Raw genomic sequence first — 24,417 nt, forward strand, 5'->3', positions numbered from 1 at the left:
TAAAGAAAGTCATATGACTTTCTTTATTTTTTACTAAAATTCACAAGTTTTTTGTTGTAATTTTTTAAAATTTCTTCCATAGCTTTTGTAATTATAGGCGCTCCTATAGTTATGTTATCTTTACCATCCATTTTACCTATATCTCCAATTCCAACTATATATGGTACATCAATGTTTGATAATATATTTACTGTATCACCTTTTAATATACAAGTATTTGTTTCATTACCATATTTATCTACTGCTTTATATGTTAAATTTCCAAACTTATCTATAGAACAGTCTACTTTAACACCCTTTACTTTAGATGTATTTGAGGCAACAGCTACTATACCTATTACTTCTATATCTTCATCATTTATAATTGTATATATAGCTTTTTCTCCATCTCCCATGCCTGTGTCTCCTTTATCATCTGCCATAACTATCACGGGATCATATTTTGCCATTTTTATAAATTCCACAATTTTTTTACCGCTTAATTTCGTAGGATTACCTGCAGAAAGAGATATACATCGTCCTCCTATGTTTTTAGATGCTTCTTCTACAGCTCTTTTAGCAATATCATCACCATCTGTAACTATTATTACTCTTCTTTTCAAAGTATTCACTTCTTAGTTTTAGGATTAAATAATACTGCCATTAAATAGCCAAATACTATAGCAGCAGTAATTCCACCTGCTGTTTCTTTTATACCACCTGTGAAAGCACCTAAAATTCCTACCTTATCTACTTCCTTCATTACACCTTTTGCTAAACTACATCCAAACCCGGGAAGAGGAATGGTTGCTCCTGCTTTACCAATTCCTATAATAGGATCGTAAATTTTTAGAGCACCAAGTATAACTCCAATAGTTACAAAACTTACTAATATTCTTCCTGGAGTAAGTTTTGTTTTATCAATTAGTATTTGTGCTATAACACAGAATATACCTCCAACTATAAATGCGTTAATATAATCCATTATTAGAAGCCTCCTTCTAGCTGTCAATAAGTGTTTATATTTCTACAGCAACAGCATGTGCAACACCAGGAATATTTAATCCTTGATAGCATGATGTAGAACTTAATAAAGCTCCTGTTGATACAAGTAGAACTTTTTTTAATTTACCACTTATCATATTTTTGTATATATAGCCACAGTCTACTACTGCCGAACATCCACAGCCACTGCCTCCAGCATTGGTATTCTGCCTTTCATTATCAAATATTTCTTCACCACAATCAATATAGTTTTTACTCAAATCATAATTATATTCTTCTAATAAGAGCTTCATAGTAATTTCTTTCCCGAATTTTCCAAGATCTCCTGTCACAATTAAATCATAATCTTCAGCTTTTCTTCCAGTATCTATAAGATGCTGTGAAATTGTACTTACTGCTGCAGGAGCCATAGCTTCTCCCATATTGTTAACATCATTTACTCCATAATCTTTTACTTTTCCTATAGTTACATAACTAACATAAGGATAATTGCCTTCTTTCCCTAAAACCATGGCACCTGATCCTGTTACAGTCCATTGTGCTGTTGGTGGTCTTTGACTTCCATATTCTAGTGGGAATCTAAATTGTCTCTCTGCAGAAGAAAAATGTGAAGAAGTTGCTGCAACTGCATAATTAGCAAATCCTCCATCCATAAGCATAGCCGCTACTCCTAAAGACTCAGTCATAGTTGAACAGGCTCCAAATAAACCTACAAAAGGTATATTTACATCTTTTGCTGCAAAACATGAAGATGTAAGCTGATTTAATAAATCTCCTGCAACTAAGTAATTTATGTCTTCTTCTTTTAAATTAGCTTTTTTTATACTTTCAGTTACAGCCATATATAGCATACTGCTTTCAGCTTTTTCATAAGTATCCATGCCATTTAAATCATCTTGAAGTATTCTATCAAAATAGTCTTTTAAAGGGCCTTCTCCTTCTTTAGGTCCCACTACACTATAAGTAGAAATAATTCTAGGTTTACTGTCAGTTTTTATAGTTTGATTTCCTACTCTTTTGTTCATAATCATCACCTACTTAATAAAATAATATATTATTCCTACTATTACTGATGAACCAATACCATAAACTAAAACCGGACCAGCTATAGTAAACATTTTTGCTGCTACTCCAAATATAAATCCTTCTTTTTTAAATTCCATTGCAGGAGAAACTATAGAATTTGCGAAGCCTGTAATTGGTACCAAGCTGCCAGCTCCTGCAAAACCAGCTATTTTATCATAAATTCCTATTCCTGTAAGAAATGCTCCTAAAAATACCATTGTTATAGAAACTAAACTAGATACAACGTCTTTTGGAAGACCTAAACTTGTAAAATAGTTCATAACTAATTGACCAATTACACAAATAAGCCCTCCAACCCAAAAGGCATTTATACAATTTTTTAATAAATTAGATTTTGGTTTAATTTCGGAAGATACAGTTTGAAATTTTTGCTTTAATTTCTCGTCTTTTTTATCCATCTATTTTCACTTCCTTGATTTTTATAATAATTTCTTAAAAATATTTTGTGCAAATTAATATTTGTTATTCAATAAATTAATTTTACTGTAAATAAAAAAGACTTCAGTATAATTTTTATCTGAAATCTTTAATTATTTAAAAATATTATATACAATATTTTAATAAAAATAGGATACACATTTTGTATCCTATCCACTTAATCTTTCTTTCATAATTTTTAACACTTTTTTTTCAATTCTAGATACTTGAACTTGACTTATACCAAGAAGTTTTGCCACTTGAACCTGAGTTTTATCTTTAAAATATCTAAGCATAATTATTTGTCTAGCTTTTGTATCTAAATTTGATAACGCTTCTTTTAATGCTATTTTATCAACTATTTCATTATCTTCTTCAAAGTTTTCACTAAGTTTATCGATTAAAAGAACTGGAGAACCATCATCTTGATGTATAGTATCATATAAATATTGCATTCCATTTGCTGATTCTAAAGCAAATATAATCTCTTCACTACTTATACCTGTATATTGAGATAATTCCTCAATTGTAGGTTCTCTGCCTAATTTTTTAGATAGAGTTTCTTTATCATAATGAAGTTTTCGAGCAACATTTTTTACACTTCTACTTACCTTTATAATACCATCATCTCTTATAAATCTTTTTATTTCTCCCATAATCATTGGAACAGCATAAGTAGAAAATTTTACATTAAATTTAGGATCAAAATTATTAACAGCTTTAACTAGTCCCATAGAACCTATCTGAAAAATATCTTCATATTCATATCCTCTATTTAAAAATTTTTTACTTATAGCTGAAACAAGAGGCAAATTAATCTGAATTAAATTATCTAAAGCCTCTTTATCTCCATTTCTTGCTTTTATTATAAGTTCTAAATTATCTTCATAATTATATTCCTGTTTTTTTAGAATCTCTTCATCCATAACTTCCACCTAATTTAAAGGTTTAAAAACCTTTTTCATTATTATATTTGTTCCTTTTCCTTTTTCTGAAGTTACTTGTAAATTATCCATAAAAGTTTCCATTACAGTAAATCCCATACCAGATCTTTCAAGATCTGGCCTTGAAGTATAAAGTGGCTGCATAGCAAGTTCAATATTATCTATACCTACTCCTTCATCGCTTACTATAATAGTAAGTTCATTTCCTTCTATTCTTGCCTCAATTTTAACTATTCCCTCACCTCCGCCATAACCATGTATTATAGCATTAGTTACAGCTTCTGATACCGCTGTTTTAACATCTGTAATTTCTTCAATAGTAGGATCAAGCTGAGATACAAAGGCTGCTACTGCTACTCTGGCAAAACCTTCATTTTGTGATTTACTTAAAAATTCTATCTTCATCATATTATCGTACATTTTTATCCCCCCACATTAAATACTCTTTAATGCTTGTTCCACATTTTCATAAAGCTTAATTATTTTAAACATGCCAGATAAGTCAAAAACTCTCTTTACTGAATTATTTACATTAGTTATGCAGACTTCCCCTTTTTTCATAGAAAGTTTTTTATATCTTCCAATAACAACTCCTATACCTGAGCTATCCATAAAAGTAACATTGGTAAAATCTAAAATTAACTTTTCTATATTATCTCTATCAAGTCTATCATCTATTTTATTCCTTACTTCTTCAGCGCTATGATGATCCAGTTCTCCTGACATATGCACTATAAGTTTCTCATCTTGTTTTTGAAACTTTAAATACATTCATATCCCCCTCTATCTAGTAAATATTTTAATATCAAGACAAATTTTAATTTTGTCCATATATTATTATTCTATACATTCCATTATTTTCCTTCTAAAAATGCATAAAATTTTATATCTTTTTATATTTTAACCATATTTATATTAATTATACATTTAATTTGTTAATATTTTCTTGCAATTTTACAAAAAAATAAAATTTGAACTTTTAAAAGTTAAACATATAATTTTAAAGTTCAAATTTTATTTTTTAATATCTATATATGACTCTATTATATCAATTTCGAAATTACTTATATTAAAAAAATTATATAAAGTATTATCTATATTATTTTCTAAATCCATATAATTTGGTATACAAAGTTTCATTAAATTATTAGGATAATATTCATAAATATCTACTCCAAGTTTTTTAGCAAAAGTTTTAAAATAAAATTCATATATTTTACTATTTAAAATTTTTAATAAATATTCATAAGAAAATGGAATATCTTCTTTTAATTTAAGACAATAAACATCAGCACTAAAAAAGCTTCCCTTATCTAATGAAAATCGATTATTATTTGATTTAAATGGAAATACTATTTTTTCTCCCTCAAAAATAGTATAATCTCTACCCCATTGAAGTTCATACCATTTTCTTATACCTTTTTTACATTCTCTTCTATTTAAAAGTTTTTCTTTAAATTTTGAAATATGGCTTATTATATTGGGAAATTCATTTTCATCATCAATCAAATCTGAATATATTAAATAAAGATCTTTTTTAATAACTTTGTCTTTTTCAATAAAGCTGCTCTTTATCCAAGGTTTTATTATAGAAGTTTCTAAATTTTCATTATCAATTGTATTTTTATCTACTACAAAAGCTTTATCGCATCCAGTTATTATTCCTTGAAAACTAAAACATATATTGCTTAATGTTGTAAAGCATTTTTGTTCAATTTTATCTATTATTTTTCTTTCAGTTTCATCTATTAATATCCATCCATTGTTATTTAATATATTTTTGTTTATATAAAATGATTTATAATATTTTCCTTCATTATTAAAAAGTGAATTAAAAAAATATTTTTCTTTTTTTAATAAAGGTTTTAAAACTTCTATATTTTCATTTTTACTTTCTAATGTTAAAAATATTATTACAGTATCTATACCAACATTTTTAAAAGGCCTTACTCCATAAAAATCTATAATTTTATCAATAGAAAAATATTCTTTTAAAGTTTTTCTTAATTCTTTACCGCTTAAAGATTCAATAAAATATCTTGAAGTTATAAATGTAAGTTTTCCCATTTTATTCAAATTGTTTATGGCTTCATAAAAAAAACAATAAGATAAATCTCCTTTATCTTTAAATACTTTATTATATTTATTTCTTATAATATTTGAGTAATTTTTATCTAGTGATTTTTGTCCAATATAAGGAGGATTACCTATAAAAATATCAAACTTTGAATTATTTTCTTTAAGTAAAAAATCATCTTTTACAAAATTTTGTGGTTTTATAGTTTCTCCTATACTAAATAAATCTATTAACAAAATTTTTAATGCAGTTTCATCAATATCAAATCCAAATAAATTATTATAAATTATATGTTTATCTATATCTTCTTCTTTTAAGTTTATATTATGTATATTATTTATTTTGTATAAGTTTTCTTTATAAATATTTTTTAAGTGTTTATAACATTCAATTATTAAATTTCCACATCCGCAAGATGGATCTGCAATTTTTATATAAGGATTATTAATTACATCTGAACTTATTATTGTATTACAAACTATAAATTTAGAAATTTCTGGTGGAGTATATATGACTCCTTTACTTTTTTTATTTTCTACCAAATTAAAATAATATTCGCCAAATCTTTCATTTTTACCAATATTTAATTTCAATTTATAATTATTTATTGCAGTAGTTTTGTAAATAATATCAATAGGCTGTAGAATAATATCATAAATTTTTTCAATGCTTTCTACAAAATTATCATGCATTTTAAAATCTCCATTATATAATTTTAATTAGTTTCTATAAAATTATACCATAACTAAAGGAGGGACAAAATATGGATAAAAAGTTTCTATCGTTTTTTCTTGTTTTTTCTCTTTCTATAACTTCTTGTTATAGAATAATAAATAAAAGCAAAAAAATATCAGTAGCAGCTAATAAGACTATAATCCTTGAAAATACACCTAAATTTCAAGAATATATACAAGTAACTGAGCCTGAAGAATCAAATAAAAATAAAAGTGGAATATCTCCTATACAAAAAGAATTATCCCCAAAAGAAAATAATTTTCAAACAAGTAAAACCAATAATTTTAATACTACAGAAAAAGATTGGTTTTATAAACCTAAAAAAGATGGTACTCCTTCAGAAGAACCACCTGAAGTATTAAATATACTAAAAAAATATTCAGGATATTATTTAGGAGATACTTCAAAAAAAGAAATATATTTAACTTTTGATGAAGGATATGAAAACGGATATACATCTAAAATATTAGATGTTCTAAAAGAAAATAATGTTAAAGCTGCTTTTTTTGTAACAACAGATTATATCAATCGTAATAAAGATTTAATAAAAAGAATGGTCAATGAAGGACATCTTGTATGTAATCATTCAAATAGTCATCCTTCTATGGCAAAAGTTGCTCTAAAAGGTAAAGAAAAATTTGAAGAAGAATTTACTCTTACAGAAAAAGCTTTTGAAGAAGTTACAGGTACAAAGATGCCTAAGTTTTTTAGACCACCTATGGGAAAATACAGCGAACTTTCCATGCATTATACTCAAGAATTAGGATATAAGACAATATTTTGGAGTTTTGCTTATAAAGATTGGATACCTGAAAAACAACCTTCTCATGAATATGCTAAAAAAATAATAATGGAAAGGACTCACAATGGAGGTATATTCCTTTTACATGCAGTATCAAAAACAAATGCCGAAATACTAGATTCTGTTATAAAGGAATGGAAAAGCAAAGGTTTTGAGCTTAAAACATTAAATGATCTTCCACAATAAATAAAATTAAATGTACTTTTGCAAAGTATATATTGTTTAGGCTATATTAATAGGAAATAAATAAAATATGTGTAAAAATGAGCTTTAAGTGAAGTATAGAATCTCTTTGCGAAAGAATAGACACAAATCCTAGTGATTTTCGTTTGTTTGAGCGTTAGTGAGTTAACGAAAGCACTTGATTTGTGTCTATTTTAAGCTTAGAGTTTCTTAGACAGTTATCAGCTCATTTACACATATTTTTTATTTATTATAACATTAATTGAAAACTTACTTCTATATTTTTTAACAATTCCTTTAATTTATAATTTTGAGTTTACTATATTCATTATGTTTTCTTTTAGTTTTAATCCTTCATTAACAAAATATGTACATTTTTTATTAATATTTTCTTTATATTCTTCATCTTTTATTCCCGACAAATTAATTTTTACATTCAAAACTGCGCTTTCAATAGCAGCTTGTAAAAGTAATGCTGCTACTCCACTATCAGAAATAGCATTTTTATTCCCATATTTAGCTGAAATTTCAATATATTTATACATTTTAAAAGCTTTTTCTGCTACATTAAAAGGTATTTCAAGAGCTTTTTTATATCCTTCTTCTAATTTAGTTTCTCTAATATATTTTTCTTCTTCAGTATTCTTAGGGAGTTTAAACATATTCATAAGTTCTAAAAATTCTTCTGCATCTTTTTCCATTAAACTTAAAAATTCATCTTTGTTAATATTAGTTTCATTTAAACTATTTAATATTTCAGCCTTCACATATTCATCATATTCATTATATGTTTTTTTGCCTATAGTCAAATTAAATACCATAGAGCCAAGAGCACTTCCAAGTGATGCAGCTAATGCAGCTACACCACCGCCTCCTGGTACTGGAGAATTTGAAGCTAATTTATCTATAAAAGATTTGATAGTTAAATTTTGAAGCATATTATACACACCTTTCTTAATAGGCCTTAATTAATTATGTTAAAAATTTTACAGCTTTTATTATACTTTATACATCTTTCATTTTCTATGTTTTATAATTATTTATATTAAATATTTTTTTCTTTCAAAATTTCTTTATATATTGAATCAAATAATTTAAAATTTTCTTGTATATTATAATTTTCTTCTACATACTTTCTTCCATTTTTGCCCATTTCTATGCGTAATTTTTCATCATTAATTAGTTTTATCATAGCATCAGCTAAAGATTTTTCTGATTTTTTTTCTACAACTATGCTTGAATAACCTGGTTTTGCTGCTTCTACTAATCCTCCTATATTTGTTGTAATAACTGGTACTCCACAAGCTTGAGCTTCAACTGCTGCAACTCCAAAACTTTCAATTTCACAACTAGGAAATACAGCAATATCAAAATTATTAAATCTATCAGCAACCTCTTCTTGACTTAAATAACCTAAAAAAGTAACATCTTTATCTATATTAAGGCTTTTAGCTAAATTCTCTAAATATTCTCTCTGACTTCCCTCTCCAGCAATTTCTAATTTTATATTTTCTATTTGTTTTTTTACTATTGCAAATGCTTTTATTAAATAATCTATACCATAATTACTCTCAAGAGTTTTAATTGTCCCAATAGTTATATAATCTTTTTTAACTTTTTCTTTATTTTTAAACAAATTTAAATCAACGCCAAAAGGTGTTATTTCAATTTGTTTTGAAGTATATTTTTGCGTTTCTTTTGCCATAGCTTTACTTGTAGATAATATTTTGTCTACTCTTGATAAATTAAATTTTATTATATTTTTACATATAAAATTAATATTAGGAAATTCATATATATCGCTGCCCCATACAGATATTATATAAGGTTTATAAAAACACAAAGAACCTAAAAGGCCATAACTGGAAGCATAATGTGCATGTAAAATATCAGGCTTTATTTTTTTTACAATATTTATAATTTTAAAAATGCAAGTAATATATTTTGTTTTATGTAAAATACTATTTTGTTTTATATCATTTATATTTAGTCCTAAATTATATACTTTTACTCCATCAATATTTCCAGGACTTAATGATATAACAGTAATTTCATATCCTTTCTTAGCAAAATATTTACATAATTTTTGTGTATGTATGCTGCCTGCATCTGCTAAATAACATATTTTCATTAGTTTCCTCCAATTATTATATTAATTTCTAATTCTTTAATTATTTTAACAATTTAATTTGCTAATTTAATGAAAACTTTATTAACAAATTTTAAATAAATATATTAGCTTTTATTTTATGTTGTTATAATTAATATAATTTATACATAAATTTATAAATTATAAATATTTTTAAGCATAATTAAATCTTATAAAATATAAAAAGTCTGTTGTAAAATATTTTTTATTACCTTACAACAAACTTTTTTTAATTTAAAATGCTCCTCTTCTTTTTACTACAGAAAAAATAGTTTTAAAAATTATTTTTAAATCCAAAATCAATGAAAAATTTTTTATATAATTCAAATCATAATAAATTGTTTTTCCTAATTCAATTTCTCCTCTGCCATTTACTTGAGCAAGTCCAGTTATACCTGGAAGTACTAATAACCTTTGTTTATATTTTTCAGGATAATATTTAACAACTTCTGGTATTTCAGGACGTGGTCCAACTAAACTCATAGTTCCATTTAAAACATTAAATAATTGAGGTATTTCATCTAAACTGCTTGATCTTAAGAAGCTTCCAACTTTTGTTACTCTACTATCTTCTTTACTCTGAAATATAAAATTTTCAATATTTTTAGGATCTATATTAAGATCCCTTTTAGCCTCAGCATTAATAACCATAGTTCTAAATTTATAAATAGTAAAAATTCTACCATCTTTACCTACACGTTTTTGTTTAAATAATGCTGGTCCTTTAGAGTCAAGCTTTATAGCAATTGTTATTATTAAAAAAATAGGTAATAGTATTATAATCCCAATTATAGATAATACAATATCAAAAATTCTTTTAATTCTAAATTGAATTTTTTTGCTATTTATATCTTTTTCTATATCTATAAAAATATTGTTACAATTTTCCATGCTTTCCATGTTACCCTCCAAAGCCATTTTTAATGATTTAATAATTAACTACTTCTTTTGCTATCACTATTATTATCTAGAAAGTTTTGTATTTTTTTCAACAGCTCTTTTGTTTTTTAATAAATAGAATGAAAATAATCCTTCTATAAATCCTAATCCATAACTTATATGAAGCATAGGAAATACAAATGGTAAATATTTTAATAATTTTTTATTTTTATTAGATAATTTAAAAGAAAATAATATATCTAATAAAATATATATAGCTATCTCAGGTAACCACAAATACATAAAATGGTGATTTATTAAACTTAATATTAATCCTAATAAATTATATATTACAAAAGCCATAGGAATTAAATGCCTTAAGGATGCAGTTTTTCCATGCTTTTGCATAACTCTAACTTTCCAAAATCCATACTGATAATATTGATTCCAAAGCTTTTTAAATGATGATCTACTGTAATAAGTAGATTTTATCTTGGGAGAGAGCAAAATTTTGTATCCATTTTTAATTACTCTATAATTAAGTTCATCATCTTGATTTCTTACAAGTTCTTCATCTAAATATCCTACTTTTTCTAAAACTTCTCTCTTATAAGCTCCAAAAGCTACTGTATCTACATAAATTTCTTTTTGAGCATATCTAAAAAGAGCATTTCCTACACCAAAAGGTGAACTCATAGCAAGTGCAATAGCGGCTCCTTTTAAATCATGGCTTATAGTGGTAATAGGTCCTCCACTACAACCAACTTCTTCGTTCTCAAGGCTTATAACATTCTCTTTTATAAAATCTTTATCAGCATAAGCGTGAGCACCAAATAATATTATAATATCTGCACTGCTTTTTTTAATGCCTAAATTTACACCTTTAGGGACTATCCTTCCAGGATTAATAATTAACTGTATATTTTTATATTTTTTATTATATTCTTTTACTATTTCTGTAGTTTTATCTTCCGAAAGCCCATCTACTACAAATATTTCATATAATTCTTTAGGATAAGATTGATTTACAAAAGAATCTAGACATTTACCTATATATTTTTCTTCATTTCTTGTTGGTATAATTACTGTTACTTTTTTTAAATCCATAATTGATAACACACCTTTTTTAAATTAACTTTAAATATGCATTCCTTATAAAATTCATATTTTTTTCCCATAAAGCTTTTTTATAAATTATATCATTATTTATTATAGCAAAATTATTAAAATTATTAAAATTGTTAAAAGCATTTATTATACATTCATACAAACTATTTTCATTTATTTCATTTATTACATATCCATTATATCCATTTATTATCCATTCTAAATTTGCAGGTATATTAGAAACAATAGGTATTGTACCACAAGCCATAGCTTCTAACAATGTAACTGATGTAGAATCTGAAGTTGGAATTGATATATATAATGTGGATGATTTTAATAATTCTACCACTTTAGATTTATCAACACTACCTAAAATATCAATTTTATTTTCTAATTTTAATTCTTTAATAAGATCTATATATATTTGTTTTTCTGCTCCATCATTTGCAATAATAAGCTTAAATTCAGAATCAACTAAAGTTAATTTATAAAAAGCTTTAATTATAACATCTATATTAGAATTGCTGCATAGAGTTCTTAAGCTTAATATAGTTTTATTGTATTTTTTTCTATTAATATTATTAAAAAATTTATCATCTATACCCATTGGAACTGTAATAATCTGTTCTTTAGCTTTTCCTAATTTTTCAATTTCTTTACTCATATAATTAGAATCAGAAGTTACAATTTCGCATTTTTTAAGTACATACTTTGTTATTTCTTTATAAATAATATTTTTTTTAGGAGTAACTAATATATCAGTCCCCCAAGTAGATACAACAAGAGGAGTTTGTTTTGTTAAAGCTCCTAATAATCCATAGCTTGTTAAATAATGAGAATTTACAATGTCAGGTTTTAAATCTTTGATTATATTTCTTATATGTTCAGTCTTTTTTAAGTATGAAAAATTCCCTCCATTACTATTAACCTTAATGTCTTTTCCTAAATTAATAACATTTATATTTTTAATGTAGTTATCTCTAAAGGTAACAATAGTAACATCATCACCTTTATCTCTAAAAAATTCACACCATCTTTTAATATGAATACTTTGAGCATCCCCTAAAAAACATATTTTCATACTTATCTCCTAATTAATAAACTTAATTGTATAAGATTTTATATTATTTTTTAAATGTTATATAAACTTATTTAAAATATCCGCAATTAACTTTGAAGCATTTCCTCTGCCAAATATCTCATTTTGCTTTGTTGTAGGATTAAAATGTAATATAGATTCTAAAATTTTACTCTTATTAGCTCCAGCTAATACATTCCATCCATTTTCTACAGTCTCAATCCATTCAGTTTCATCTCTTATAGTAATACATGGTTTATGCATAAAAAATGCTTCTTTTTGAACTCCTCCACTATCTGTAACTATACGACTAGAATTCATTTCTAATAAAATCATATCAAGATATCCTACAGGTTCAATTATATTTACATTATCATTTACTTTTAGTCCATAATCCTTAATATATTTTTTTGTTCTAGGGTGAAGAGGTAAAATTATTTTTATTCCACATTCATTTAATGCTTCAATAATATTATTCAATCTTAAAATATCATTAGTATTTTCAGCTCTATGTATTGTAGCTAAAATATATTCATTATCTTTAAGCTTAAGTTTATTTAATATATCTGATTTTACTTTAGCCATTTCTCCAAAATGAATTATTGCATCATACATTACATCTCCTACATTAAAAACACCACTTTCAATTCCTTCTTTAAGAAGATTTTTTTCTGCAGTTTTTGTAGGCACAAATAATAATTTTGATATATGATCTGTTAAAATTCTATTTTGCTCCTCAGGCATATTTTTATTAAAACTTCTAAGCCCTGCTTCGATATGTGCTACTGGTATTAACATTTTGCTAGAACATAAAGCTCCTGCTAAAGTAGAATTTGTATCTCCATAAACTAATGTTAAATCTGGTTTTTCTTTTTTTAGTATTTCTTCAAGTTTAATAAGCATATTACCAGTTTGTACTCCATGGTCTCCTGAACCTACATGGAGGTTATAATCTGGATAAGGAATGTTTAATTCTTTAAAAAATATTTCTGACATATTGGGGTCATAATGTTGTCCAGTATGAACTATAATTTCTTTGTTATTTTTTCTTATTTCTCTTGAAACAGCAGCAGCCTTTATAAATTGAGGTCTAGCTCCTAATACAGTAACTATTTTCATACTTATCACCTTTATTCAATTTTTTTAATTTCTTCAATTAATAGTTTAGTAAGATTTTCTCTACTATATTTTTTTATTACTTCTAAATTTGGAGTTAATGATTTTGTTTTATATATGAAATCATTATAAGCTTTTAAAATAATATTTTCAATTGCGCTTTGATCAGATGGTAAAGCTGTATATCCTGTACTTGTCTCTTCGATTAAATCTTTTGCTACACCATTTGGTACTAATCCAAGTATAGTTTTCCCTGTTCTTATATATTCAAATATTTTACCAGTATAAATTCCTTCACTTCCCTTGCCTTCATCTATAATCAAAAGTAAAGCATTAGCTTTACATAATTCTATTAAACTTTCTTTATGAGGCATATAAGGCCTATGTATAACTACATCTTTATATTTGTTTTTATAGTAATTAATAAGCTCAATATAAGAAGTACCTATTTCTCCAACAAATCTAATCTGAATTTTATTTTTATCAATTATATTCTTATTTATAAGATTATCTATAGAAAAAAGGATTTTTTCTGGTGATCTTTTACCATAAAGAGTACCATTATATAATATAACAAATTTTGAATTTTTTTCAGATAATTCAAGATTTAATCCTTGAAAATCTTCTTCATCATAGCCATTAGGTATAGTAACAAATTTATTTATATCTTCATCAGGATATCTTTTTATAAAATCTTCAATAATAGGTTTACTTACACTTATTATTTTGTTTGCATTTTTTACTACTTTAGCTTCTAATTTATTAAAAATTTTTTGTACTAAAAAATTATATTCTACAAAAGGATTTGATGCCCATGGATCTCTAAAATCTGCAATCCATTTTGTCCCAAATTCTTTATTTAATTTATATCCAATTAAATGAGTACTATATGGACCGCTAGTTGTATAAATTATGTCTATATTTTTTTCTATAATAATTTCTCTTCCTTTAGAAACAGCAAAGTCAATCCATCCTTTTTTATCATCAGGTATAAACATTAAATTATATAAATTTAAAAACATTTTTTTTAAATAATTTTTTATGGAATTTAATAAATTTAGTTTTATTTTTTTTGCACCAAGTGAAGATGAATTGTTAGATAAATTTTCATCTAAAGTATTAATTGAGTTATTAGTTTTTTTCTTTGCTATTTTAAGTAAATTATTCATTATATTTATTTCTTTTATATCAGTTCTATAAACAGATATATTTTTATTTATGTCTTCTTTAAGTGAAAAATCTTTTAATCCTTCTGAATTTTCTTTAACAGTAAGTACATTTACATTATATCCAAATTTACTTAAATAATTAGCAAATTTTGTAGTTCTTTGTACACCCGCGCCTCCTTTAGGAGGATAATAATATGCAATTATTAATACATTTTTCATTTGAATTCACCCATTAATCTTTTTTCTTATTTTTCTATTTATAAATTTATTAATTTCTGTATAAATAAAACTCATATCCTCTTTTGTAATAACACATATACTTTTAAAACTTGATTTAGTATATCTGGAATAAAAATATATAGAAGTTAATGTAAATACTATATAAGAGATACTTGATGCTATTGCAGCACCGTTAATTCCTATTCTTGGAATTAATATTAAATCCAATATAATAGTTGTTATTCCAGATATGGAGGATGAAATTATATTTTTTTCTGTTTTACCAACACCAGCTAAAAAATTAGCTAATATTTTCGAAACTGAAAAAAAACTAATTCCAGGAAGTAATAAAATTAAAGCAATATATGCATCTGTAAATTCTTTACCAAATAAAAATATAATGAGAGGTTTACTTATTATACTTAAAAATATTGAACAAATAACTATAAAAAATAAAGTAACTCTACTAACTCTATTAATAAATCCTTTTAACTCTTCTATGTTTTTAGAATTTGAAGTCATAGGAAAAACTATAGTAGATATTGTCCCTGAAACCTGCCATAATGCTTCACCTAAAGAAACTGCATTTTGATATATAGCAACTTGAGATAATTCTAAAAAATAATTAATTATAAATACATCTAATCTATAATTAATCATCTGAATTGTATTAGATATTTGGCTTTTGGCACCATAGCCTATCATTTTTTTATAAAAAACAAAATTAAATGAAGGTTTTACATTATATTTTACAATTACTATATAAATTAATATAAGTTGAATTATTAATGTTGATAATAATGTAGAAAAAATTATATATAAAGGTGAATTAAAAACTAATAAAGAAATTAACATTAGAATAAAAGTTATTATTTTGTCTAACACATTTATTTTATTAAATCTAACAATATCTTGTAATCCTAATATTAAATTTATTAAGCTTGATTTCATAAGACTCATAGGAATTATAAATAATAAAAGTATAATTATACGGTTATCTATTCCTTTAAATATAAAATTTATAGGATGAACTAAATGTATACTAGCTATAATTAACAAAATTATAAATGAAAAACCACATATTATTAAATTATAACCTAATATGTTATTAATATTTTTTTTATCTTTACCAACAAAAAATATATTTGCAGCTTCAAATCCCAACCCCAATATCAGCATACTAAAAGCTATTATATTATTAGATACTCCAATAACCCCTTTACCTGAAGCACCTAATAATCTAGATAGCAAAATAGTTGTTATCATAGAAATTCCAAATCCAAATATATTGCTGATAAAAGTTAATACAGTAGATTTAAAAAATTTCATATTACACCATCATTTCTTTTTAAAATATTTGAAACAAAACTGCCGCTTATTCCCATTAATATCCAAAATGGAGAATATGCTATAACTGAACTTGGAGCAAAAGCTAAAAATACAAACACTAAAGTTGTAATAGAAATAGCTACTATATAAGGTTTAAATTCATTTGAACAATTTTTATAAATTTTTAAACTATCAAAAGACATACTTAAATAAATATATATATAATATATTAATATAGGTATACCAAAATCTCCAAGCACTTCAAACCATAAACTGTGAGGATTTGTTATGCCAAATGTATTATCTTGAAGCCTTATATATTCAGCAATATTACCAACACCAAATCCTAAATAATTTTTTTCAATTATTACACCTTTTATAACATCATATATAAGAGTGTATCTTTCATTATTAGAACCATTTCCTCCTAATTTTAAAGGCACTTCATTTTTATCTTCATTATCATTATTATTAATATCAATACTTAACATTTTTAAAAAAGGAGTAGCATTAAATTTTCCATAATATTTTGAGGAGAAAGGTAATGCAGAAAATATAATAAAAATTATCAAAGATAATACTCCATATTTAAATGATGCTTTAATAATACTTTTTTTCTTAATTAAAATTCCTATTGCTATACCAATAAAGAAAATTATAAATAATGAAATCCAGCATATTCTACTGGTTGTAAAAATTAAATTTATTTCACTTATTATAAATAAAATTATATATATTATTTTGTCCAACTTTTTATCAGTAAATATTATTCCTGCAAAAAGTAAGGCTATACCTAAAACTAAGAATACAGCATAATTATTTTGATTATAAAAAAATACTATTGGAATTCTTTCAAAATATTCTTTTCCTGTGCCAATTAATCCTAATTCTACATAATTAGTAATAACACCATAACGTATTTTGAATATTTCTAATGTACCTAAAAATAATACTCCGCAATATAAATATTTTAAAAATGAAAATGTTTCTTTTATGTCATTTAATGATTTATTTTCTAGATAAATCATTACTATAACTGAGAACATAATTAAATAAGTAATATATAAACTAATTCCTGCTTCTATATTTTGAACAAAAAATAAACTTAAAGTAGAATATAATACAAATACAGCAAAAAATATAGTATATTTATCTTTTATAAATTTTTTTAAATTTTTAATATGTATATTATTAATATTAACAGTAATAAAATTTAAGTAATATATTAATATGGAAATATATGAAAAATATAAATCATATCTATCAGTTAATTTTATTTTCATATTATAGCTAATTATAGAAAAAAGAATTGTTGTAAAATACAACTGTTTTCTTATATCGGAAGAATACTTTTTTCTTATTAATATTACAAATATAAGTGAAAAAATTTGAACTACTGCAATGCTTGGATTATTAATAAAATTTAATATAATTAAAACTACAAAAAGTAAAAACAAAATATTTCTTTTATCTTTAATTATTTGCATATCTTCCTCCATTAAAAAATTTATTACTATTTATTTAAAGTCTTAAAAATAAGATTCTATTATTTTCTTTAATATATATTTAATATTTCTTTATAAGAATTTATTAATTTGTTTGATATAGAATGGCTGCTATAATTTTCAACAGCGTATTTTCTTATTAAACTAAAGTCATAGTTATTATAATTATAATAACTATTTTCAAGTTCTTTTGATAAGGCTTCAATATTTCCACTTTCAACTAGCTTTCCTAATCCTTCTTTAACTATATCTTCAGGGCCACCACATTTAGTAGAAATAACAGGTGTCCCTGTAGCTAACGCTTCTATAAGTACAACTCCAAATGTTTCATAATAACTTGGAAGCACAAAAATATTTGCTTCCCATAAATTTTTTCGAACTTCTTCTCTTTTAAGCATACCAAGAAATTCAACCTGAGAATTAATACCAAGTTTATTTACTAATTCTATTAATTCTTGTTTTTGTTCTCCATCTCCACCTATTCGTAAAATTACATCTTTATTACCTTTAAAAGCTACAGCAAATGACTTTATTAATACATCTGCCCCTTTTTTAGGTGTTAAAAAAGCTGTAAATAAGAAAATAAATTTTTCTTTTTTCTTTTTTTCTTTAAAATAAAAATATTCTGTATCTACCATATTAGGTATAACATCAATTTTGCTGTTTTTTGAATATGAACTAAGTAATTTTGCAAAAGGACTACTTACAGCAATAATTTTCTCTGCATTATCAAACGCTTCATTTATATATGGAATTTGCCAAGATTTAATTAAATTTTTAGCAAACGATGAGGAATGTTCTGTTATAATGTATGGTACTTTAAACTTTTTAGATAATTTCATAGCAGTATACCCAGCCCATAATACACTATGTGCATGAATTATATCTGGTTTACCATATTTTTTAACATAATTTTTATATAATTTTTCAGCTTCATATATCCATTGTTTTGATTGCATTTTTTTAGTTTTAGGAAAAATATTCCAACTATATTCTCTAAATACATTTACATTTTCTTCGTAATTTTGTTTAATTTGAAAATGGTAATCTTTTATATGTTTTAATTTAAATTTAGAGAGCCATCTGGTTTCAGGATAAATTAATCCTACTTTAATTCCTTCTTTAGTTAATGCTTGAGCTTGTTCTTTAAAAAATATACCACTTAAAGGCATATCTTTAGTTGGATACCATGAAGGTATTATTAAAATATGAAGCTGTTTATTGTTCATTTATACCTAATCCTCTCTATAAAATTATTGATTTTTTAATAATTGATCCTCAGGAACATTTTTTAAAAATTTAGCTGGATTACCTGCAACAATAATTTTTTCATTTACATCTTCTGTTACTACACTCCCAGCCCCTACAAATCCATCTTCATAAATTATTTTTCCAGGAAGTATAGTTGCCTGTGCTCCTATTCTTCCACCTTTTTTTACTGTAATACCTTTAAAATGCTTATACCTTTCTTTTGAACGTGAAGCAAAATTATCATTAGAAGTTACTACCCCTGGAGCTATAAAAACATTGTCTTCTATAGTTGAATAGGCAGTAATATAGGCATTAGTTTCTATTTTGCAGTTATCTCCTATTTGTGTAAAATTTTCTACAGAAACTCCTCTTCCTATAATATTTTTATCTCCAATAATTACATTTTCACGTATTGTAGATAAATCTGCTATTAAGTTCTGCTTACCAATTTTACAACCTAAATATATAATTACCCCAGCTCCAATTAAACATTCATCTTTAATTACTGCAGGCTCAAGAATCTGCTCATTTTTTAATATACTGTTTACTGCTATCATAGGTTTTTTACCTATAACTGTATTATCATCTATTCGCACATTGTTTCCTATTTTAGTACCTTTATGAATTACAACATTATTCCCTATAATACAATTGTCACCTATAACAACTTCATCATCAATAACAACAAAATGTCCAAATTTAACATTACTGCCAATTGTAGATTTTTCAGATATAAAATTCATTTTAAACCCTCTTCTCAAATGATTAATTTTTATATTTAAATCATATCCAATGTTGAGAAACTTTCTATTGGAAATTTAACCGGAAGTCCAGTTTTTCTTGATTTATATGCTGCTAATATTATAGACATACCTTTTTTACCTTCTTCCCCATTGATTAAAGGTTCTCTATTTTCTTTAATAGCGTCTATCATATCTTTAAATAATGGAGTATGTCCAAAGCCATAAACTGTATCAGGGTCTCCTTCTTGAGCTTTTAAAATTTCATTTTCATCATCAAGCCCATCAGCAAATCTCCATGTTTCAATTTTATTTACAGCTAAGCCGCCTATGCAAACTGTACCATTCTCTCCAAAAATGCTTAATGTTTCTTCTAAATTTTTAGGATATACACAAGCACTACCTTCTACTATACCAATAGAACCATTTTTAAATCTTATAAGTATAGCTCCAAAATCTTCAGCTTCTATATCTCTTAAAAAAGTATCACTCATTGAATATACAGTATCAATTTCTCCACCCATCATCCATTGAAGCAAATCGATGTTATGAATACATTGATTCATTAATGTACCACCATCAAGCTTCCAAGTGCCTCTCCAAGGTGCTTGTTTATAATAATTCATGTTTCTATTCCACAATATTCTAGCAGTACCATTTACTAATTTCCCAAATCTATTGGATTCTATTGCTTCCCTTAATTTTTTAATTGGTTTATTAAATCTATTTTGATGACTTACACATAATTTTACATTATTCTTTTTAGCACATTCTATCATTTTATCAGCATCTTCTATTGAAAGTGCCATTGGTTTTTCTACTATAACATGCTTACCTTTATTCATACAATATATAGCTATTTCAGGATGATATCCACTTTCTGTAGCTATTGTTACAACATCTATGTTTTCTTTTTCAAGCATTTCTTTATAATCTGTATATACATTTACCGATTTTTCATTATTAATTTTACTTTCATATTCATTTTTCTTAGCTAAAGCATTTGCTTCTATAATATCACAAACAGAAACCAAAGAAGCTTCATCTTTGTTTTTAATTAATGCTTCTATATGCTTATAAGATATTCTTCCACAACCTATAATTGCAAATTTTAATTTTTCCATAATAAATCACACCTCTTAGTAATGATATTAGTACTGGTAATGGTAAGGATAAGCAAAATCTGCTTATCCTTTTATTATAATTTATAGTTTATTAATCTTATCTCTATTATTTTTAACATCCTTAGTAGCGTTTCTAGTATCATATAAAATTTTAGCTCTGTCAACAATCTCTTGATATGGATAGCAGCTATGATTTGTTGTTATTATAACTATGTCTGCATCATCTATAACATCTTCCCAATTAACTGATATATATTCTTTACCATTATGTTTAAAGTTTGGAATATATGGATCATTATATATTACTTCAGCACCATTTTTTTCAAGATGTTCTATAACTTTAAGTGTTGGTGATTCTCTCATATCGTCTATATCATTTTTATAAGCTGCCCCTAAAAGTAATACTTTTGAACCATTTAAAGCTTTCTTTTCCTTATTTAATAATTTCATTGCATTTTCTACAACAAATTCAGGCATATAGTCATTTATTTCTCCTGAAGTTTCTATAAGTCTTGTATGATAATCATATTCCTTTGCTTTCCAAGATAAATAAAATGGATCTAATGGAATACAATGTCCTCCTAACCCTGGACCTGGATAAAATGCCATAAATCCATATGGTTTTGTTTTAGCAGCTTCAATAACTTCCCAAACATCTATGTTCATCTTTTTGCAAAGAATAGCCATTTCATTAGCTAATGCAATATTTATGTTTCTAAAAGTATTTTCTAGAATTTTTTCCATTTCAGCTACTGCCGGAGATGAAACTTCCATAACATCACTTTCTAATACATTTCTATAAAGCATTGCAGCAACTTCTGTACACTCAGGAGTACATCCTCCAACTACTTTAGGAGTATTCTTTGTTTTAAATTGTTTATTACCTGGATCTACTCTTTCAGGAGAAAATGCTAAGAAAAAGTCTACACCACATTTTAATCCGCTTTCTTCTAAAATTGGCTTAAGTATTTCTTCTGTAGTCCCAGGATAAGTTGTACTTTCAAGCACAACTAACATTCCTTTATGTAAATATTTTGCCACACTTTTGGATGAATTAATTACATATGATAAATCCGGCTGTTTATATTTATCTAAAGGTGTTGGTACGCATATAGATACTGCATCAACTTCTCTAACAAAACTAAAATCAGTTGTTGCTCTTAATTTTTTAGATTTAACTAAATTTACAAGATCTTCATCAACTATATCTCCTATATAATTATGTCCTTCATTTACCATATCTACTTTTTTAGATTGAACATCAAAACCAATAACATCATAACCTGCTTTAGCCTTTTCTACTGCAAGAGGCAGACCAACATAGCCTAATCCTACTACACCAAGTTTTGCAGTTTTATTTTTTAGTTTTAATATAAGTTCTTCTTTTAAATCAGACATTTTAATAACCTCCTAAGTTACTTAATTAAATTTAGTAATCAGAATAAATGTTTTAGTAACTTTTTTATTTATAACTTTTTTATTTGTTTTATACATTAATATATTTTAACTCTTTTTAGTATAAGTTGGAACCTTTTTCTTCATTAATTCAAATACTTCTTCATCACTTTTATTTAGAACATTTTTAAATTCATCTATAGATTTTTCCAAAAAAGCAATGTCATATTCCATAGGCTTTTCAACAAATATTTTTTTGTGCTCAGTAGAAGTTAATGCTACTTCATCCATTAAAAGTTCTTCATATAACTTTTCACCAGGTCTTAGTCCTGTATATTCAATTTTTATATCTATATCAGGTCTTAGTCCAGAAAGTTTAATAAGGTCTCTTGCTAAATCAGCAATTTTTACTGGATCTCCCATATCTAAAACAAATATTTCTCCACCTTTTGCTATAGCTCCAGCCTGTATAACAAGTTGAGCTGCCTCAGGTATAGTCATAAAAAATCTTGTTATATCTTTATGAGTTACTGTAACCGGCCCCCCATGAGCTATCTGTTTTTTAAATAGAGGTATTACACTGCCGTTACTTCCAAGTACATTTCCAAATCTAACAGCTACATATTCAGTTTTACTAACTTTATCAAAAGCCTGTATCATAATTTCACAAAATCTTTTAGATGCACCCATAATATTAGTTGGATTAACTGCTTTATCAGTACTTATTTGAACAAATCTTTCAACTTCATATATATCACTGCATTTAACCACATTATAAGTACCTAATATGTTATTTTTTACTGCTTCTTTAGGATTTTCTTCCATTAAAGGAACATGTTTATGGGCTGCTGCATGAAATACAACATTAGGTCTATAAACTTCAAACACTTCTTTAATTCTTTCATAATCTCTTATAGATGCAATTATTACTTTTAAATCCATATTAGGATATAAATATTTAAGTTCCATTTGTAATTCATAAGCATTGTTTTCATATATATCAAGAATTATTAATTTTTTAGGATTAAATTTTGAAATTTGTCTGCAAAGCTCAGAACCAATAGAACCTCCGCCGCCTGTTACCAATATAGTTTTATTATTTATATATCTGTTTATATTTTCATTATCTAATTTTATAGGTTCTCTACCAAGCAAATCATCTATATTTACATCTCTTATTTTGCTTATATTTACATCTCCATGTATTATTTCATATATTCCTGGTATAATTTTTAATTTACATTTAGTTTCTTTACATATATTTAAAATTTTTCTCTGTTCTATTAAATTCATAGATGGTATTGCTAAAATTATTTCATCAACTTTTTTATCTTTACATATGTTTATTATAGAATTTCTTCCACCTAATACTTTTATTCCGTTAATTACTTTGCCAAACTTTGATTCATCATCATCTATTATTCCAACTATTTTGTAATTAAGTTCACTATGCTTTTTAATTTCTTTAATAAGCATAGCTCCCGCATCTCCTGCTCCTATAATCAAAACCCTTGATTTGTTTTTGTTTGAAAATTTTTTTATTTTATCTGCTTTATAATTTGCATTAGCTATTCTATATATTAATCTAATACCGCCAAATAAAATTATACATAAAAGCCAAAAAATTATATGGACAGTAAGAGGAAATCTATAATATTTATGGTTGAAAATTTTGTAATTAACCAAGTAACTATAAATTATAAATACAATATTAGAAAGAGTAGTAGAATAAATTATTGAAAGTATTTCTTCAAGAGAAGCATACTCCCATATGCTGTTATAAAGCTTAAAAATATAGTTAAAAACCATAAATATAAATGTTACAGGTATAAATGACAAAGCAAAAAACACAATATAATTTTTATCTACTTTAAAATCAAATCTAAGAAGCAAAGCTAAATATAAAGAAATAAAAATTATACAAATATCGTATATAACAAACTTATTTATTTTTTTCATTTAACCACATCCCTCAAACTAATAAATTTATGTAAAGATACTATTTAAAACAATATATGAATTATTTTCCATAAAATAATTATTAAATGCTTACTTTTACATTTTACCTTATTTTATTTTTTATTCAAGTAAAATATATAAAAAATTACAGGTCTTTTTAGTAAATTTG

23 protein-coding genes are annotated in these 24,417 nt (G+C 25.1%); 1 reads left to right on the top strand and 22 read right to left on the bottom strand.

The window, feature by feature from the left end; all coding sequences use genetic code 11:
• Positions 1-23: 23 nt before the first annotated feature.
• The 8 genes from EGD97_RS02815 to EGD97_RS02850 form a co-directional block, all read right to left on the bottom strand.
• Positions 24-611 carry a stage V sporulation protein AE gene (locus EGD97_RS02815; RefSeq protein WP_127836457.1) on the bottom strand — a complete coding sequence of 196 codons (588 nt, stop codon included), beginning with the start codon at positions 609-611 and terminating at the stop codon, positions 24-26.
• Entirely contained in the window at positions 608-964 is a 357-nt protein-coding gene (gene spoVAE, locus EGD97_RS02820) for a stage V sporulation protein AE (protein ID WP_164850147.1), read from the bottom strand. Before spoVAE ends, EGD97_RS02815 begins: the two co-directional genes overlap by 4 nt.
• 34 nt (positions 965-998) lie before the next feature.
• Positions 999-2,009 (bottom strand): stage V sporulation protein AD, encoded by a 1,011-nt coding sequence (gene spoVAD, locus EGD97_RS02825; protein WP_078682894.1) that lies wholly within the window; start codon positions 2,007-2,009, stop codon positions 999-1,001.
• Between the two features lie 9 nt (positions 2,010-2,018).
• Positions 2,019-2,468 carry a stage V sporulation protein AC gene (gene spoVAC / locus EGD97_RS02830; protein ID WP_078682893.1) on the bottom strand — a complete coding sequence of 150 codons (450 nt, stop codon included), beginning with the start codon at positions 2,466-2,468 and terminating at the stop codon, positions 2,019-2,021.
• Positions 2,469-2,657: 189 nt separating this feature from the next.
• A complete protein-coding gene (gene sigF / locus EGD97_RS02835) occupies positions 2,658-3,413 on the bottom strand; it encodes an RNA polymerase sporulation sigma factor SigF (RefSeq protein ID WP_078682892.1) in 756 nt (251 codons plus the stop codon).
• A gap of 9 nt (positions 3,414-3,422) precedes the next feature.
• Positions 3,423-3,851, bottom strand: a complete 429-nt coding sequence (spoIIAB, locus tag EGD97_RS02840) for an anti-sigma F factor (protein WP_078682891.1) — start codon at positions 3,849-3,851, stop codon at positions 3,423-3,425.
• 15 nt (positions 3,852-3,866) lie between these two features.
• On the bottom strand, positions 3,867-4,202 hold the full coding sequence (spoIIAA, locus tag EGD97_RS02845) for an anti-sigma F factor antagonist (protein ID WP_078682890.1): 336 nt from the start codon (positions 4,200-4,202) through the stop codon (positions 3,867-3,869).
• Between the two features lie 243 nt (positions 4,203-4,445).
• Positions 4,446-6,200 carry an Eco57I restriction-modification methylase domain-containing protein gene (locus tag EGD97_RS02850; RefSeq protein WP_078682889.1) on the bottom strand — a complete coding sequence of 585 codons (1,755 nt, stop codon included), beginning with the start codon at positions 6,198-6,200 and terminating at the stop codon, positions 4,446-4,448.
• Positions 6,201-6,271: 71 nt separating this feature from the next.
• On the opposite strand from EGD97_RS02850, the gene pdaA reads away from it, so the two are divergent.
• The gene (gene pdaA, locus EGD97_RS02855) at positions 6,272-7,231 is read left to right on the top strand and encodes a delta-lactam-biosynthetic de-N-acetylase (RefSeq protein WP_127836458.1); all 960 of its coding nucleotides are present in this window, start codon (positions 6,272-6,274) and stop codon (positions 7,229-7,231) included.
• Positions 7,232-7,530: 299 nt separating this feature from the next.
• Here the strand turns inward: pdaA and EGD97_RS02860 are convergent, their stop codons facing one another.
• From EGD97_RS02860 to EGD97_RS02925, 14 genes are all read right to left on the bottom strand, one after another.
• The gene (locus tag EGD97_RS02860; protein WP_127836459.1) at positions 7,531-8,166 is read right to left on the bottom strand and encodes a cyclodeaminase/cyclohydrolase family protein; all 636 of its coding nucleotides are present in this window, start codon (positions 8,164-8,166) and stop codon (positions 7,531-7,533) included.
• 107 nt (positions 8,167-8,273) lie between these two features.
• Positions 8,274-9,359 carry a glycosyltransferase family 4 protein gene (locus tag EGD97_RS02865; protein WP_127836460.1) on the bottom strand — a complete coding sequence of 362 codons (1,086 nt, stop codon included), beginning with the start codon at positions 9,357-9,359 and terminating at the stop codon, positions 8,274-8,276.
• A 252-nt stretch (positions 9,360-9,611) separates the two neighbouring features.
• Positions 9,612-10,277, bottom strand: coding sequence for a sugar transferase (locus tag EGD97_RS02870; protein WP_323052672.1), 666 nt, complete (start codon positions 10,275-10,277; stop codon positions 9,612-9,614).
• 63 nt (positions 10,278-10,340) lie between these two features.
• Complete coding sequence (locus tag EGD97_RS02875; RefSeq protein ID WP_407643121.1) at positions 10,341-11,366, bottom strand: glycosyltransferase family 2 protein; 1,026 nt, start codon at positions 11,364-11,366, stop codon at positions 10,341-10,343.
• 16 nt (positions 11,367-11,382) lie between these two features.
• On the bottom strand, positions 11,383-12,444 hold the full coding sequence (locus EGD97_RS02880) for a glycosyltransferase family 4 protein (RefSeq protein ID WP_078682884.1): 1,062 nt from the start codon (positions 12,442-12,444) through the stop codon (positions 11,383-11,385).
• Between the two features lie 57 nt (positions 12,445-12,501).
• Entirely contained in the window at positions 12,502-13,560 is a 1,059-nt protein-coding gene (wecB, locus tag EGD97_RS02885) for a non-hydrolyzing UDP-N-acetylglucosamine 2-epimerase (protein WP_078682883.1), read from the bottom strand.
• A gap of 11 nt (positions 13,561-13,571) precedes the next feature.
• On the bottom strand, positions 13,572-14,945 hold the full coding sequence (locus EGD97_RS02890) for a glycosyltransferase (RefSeq protein WP_078682882.1): 1,374 nt from the start codon (positions 14,943-14,945) through the stop codon (positions 13,572-13,574).
• A 6-nt stretch (positions 14,946-14,951) separates the two neighbouring features.
• Entirely contained in the window at positions 14,952-16,274 is a 1,323-nt protein-coding gene (locus EGD97_RS02895) for an oligosaccharide flippase family protein (RefSeq protein ID WP_078682881.1), read from the bottom strand.
• Complete coding sequence (locus EGD97_RS02900) at positions 16,271-17,761, bottom strand: O-antigen ligase family protein (RefSeq protein ID WP_164850148.1); 1,491 nt, start codon at positions 17,759-17,761, stop codon at positions 16,271-16,273. The genes EGD97_RS02895 and EGD97_RS02900 overlap by 4 nt, the downstream gene beginning before the upstream one ends.
• Before the next feature lie 68 nt (positions 17,762-17,829).
• On the bottom strand, positions 17,830-19,008 hold the full coding sequence (locus tag EGD97_RS02905; protein WP_078682879.1) for a glycosyltransferase: 1,179 nt from the start codon (positions 19,006-19,008) through the stop codon (positions 17,830-17,832).
• Positions 19,009-19,032: 24 nt separating this feature from the next.
• Positions 19,033-19,773 carry an N-acetyltransferase gene (locus EGD97_RS02910; protein ID WP_078682878.1) on the bottom strand — a complete coding sequence of 247 codons (741 nt, stop codon included), beginning with the start codon at positions 19,771-19,773 and terminating at the stop codon, positions 19,033-19,035.
• A 35-nt stretch (positions 19,774-19,808) separates the two neighbouring features.
• Positions 19,809-20,894, bottom strand: a complete 1,086-nt coding sequence (locus tag EGD97_RS02915; RefSeq protein WP_078682877.1) for a Gfo/Idh/MocA family protein — start codon at positions 20,892-20,894, stop codon at positions 19,809-19,811.
• Positions 20,895-20,975: 81 nt separating this feature from the next.
• Positions 20,976-22,292, bottom strand: coding sequence for a nucleotide sugar dehydrogenase (locus tag EGD97_RS02920; RefSeq protein WP_078682876.1), 1,317 nt, complete (start codon positions 22,290-22,292; stop codon positions 20,976-20,978).
• Positions 22,293-22,397: 105 nt separating this feature from the next.
• Entirely contained in the window at positions 22,398-24,248 is a 1,851-nt protein-coding gene (locus EGD97_RS02925) for a polysaccharide biosynthesis protein (protein ID WP_078682875.1), read from the bottom strand.
• Positions 24,249-24,417 lie beyond the last annotated feature (169 nt).

Origin of the sequence: Clostridium prolinivorans, from assembly GCF_004011155.1 — a bacterium.
Taxonomy (GTDB): domain Bacteria; phylum Bacillota; class Clostridia; order Clostridiales; family Clostridiaceae; genus Clostridium_AT; species Clostridium_AT prolinivorans.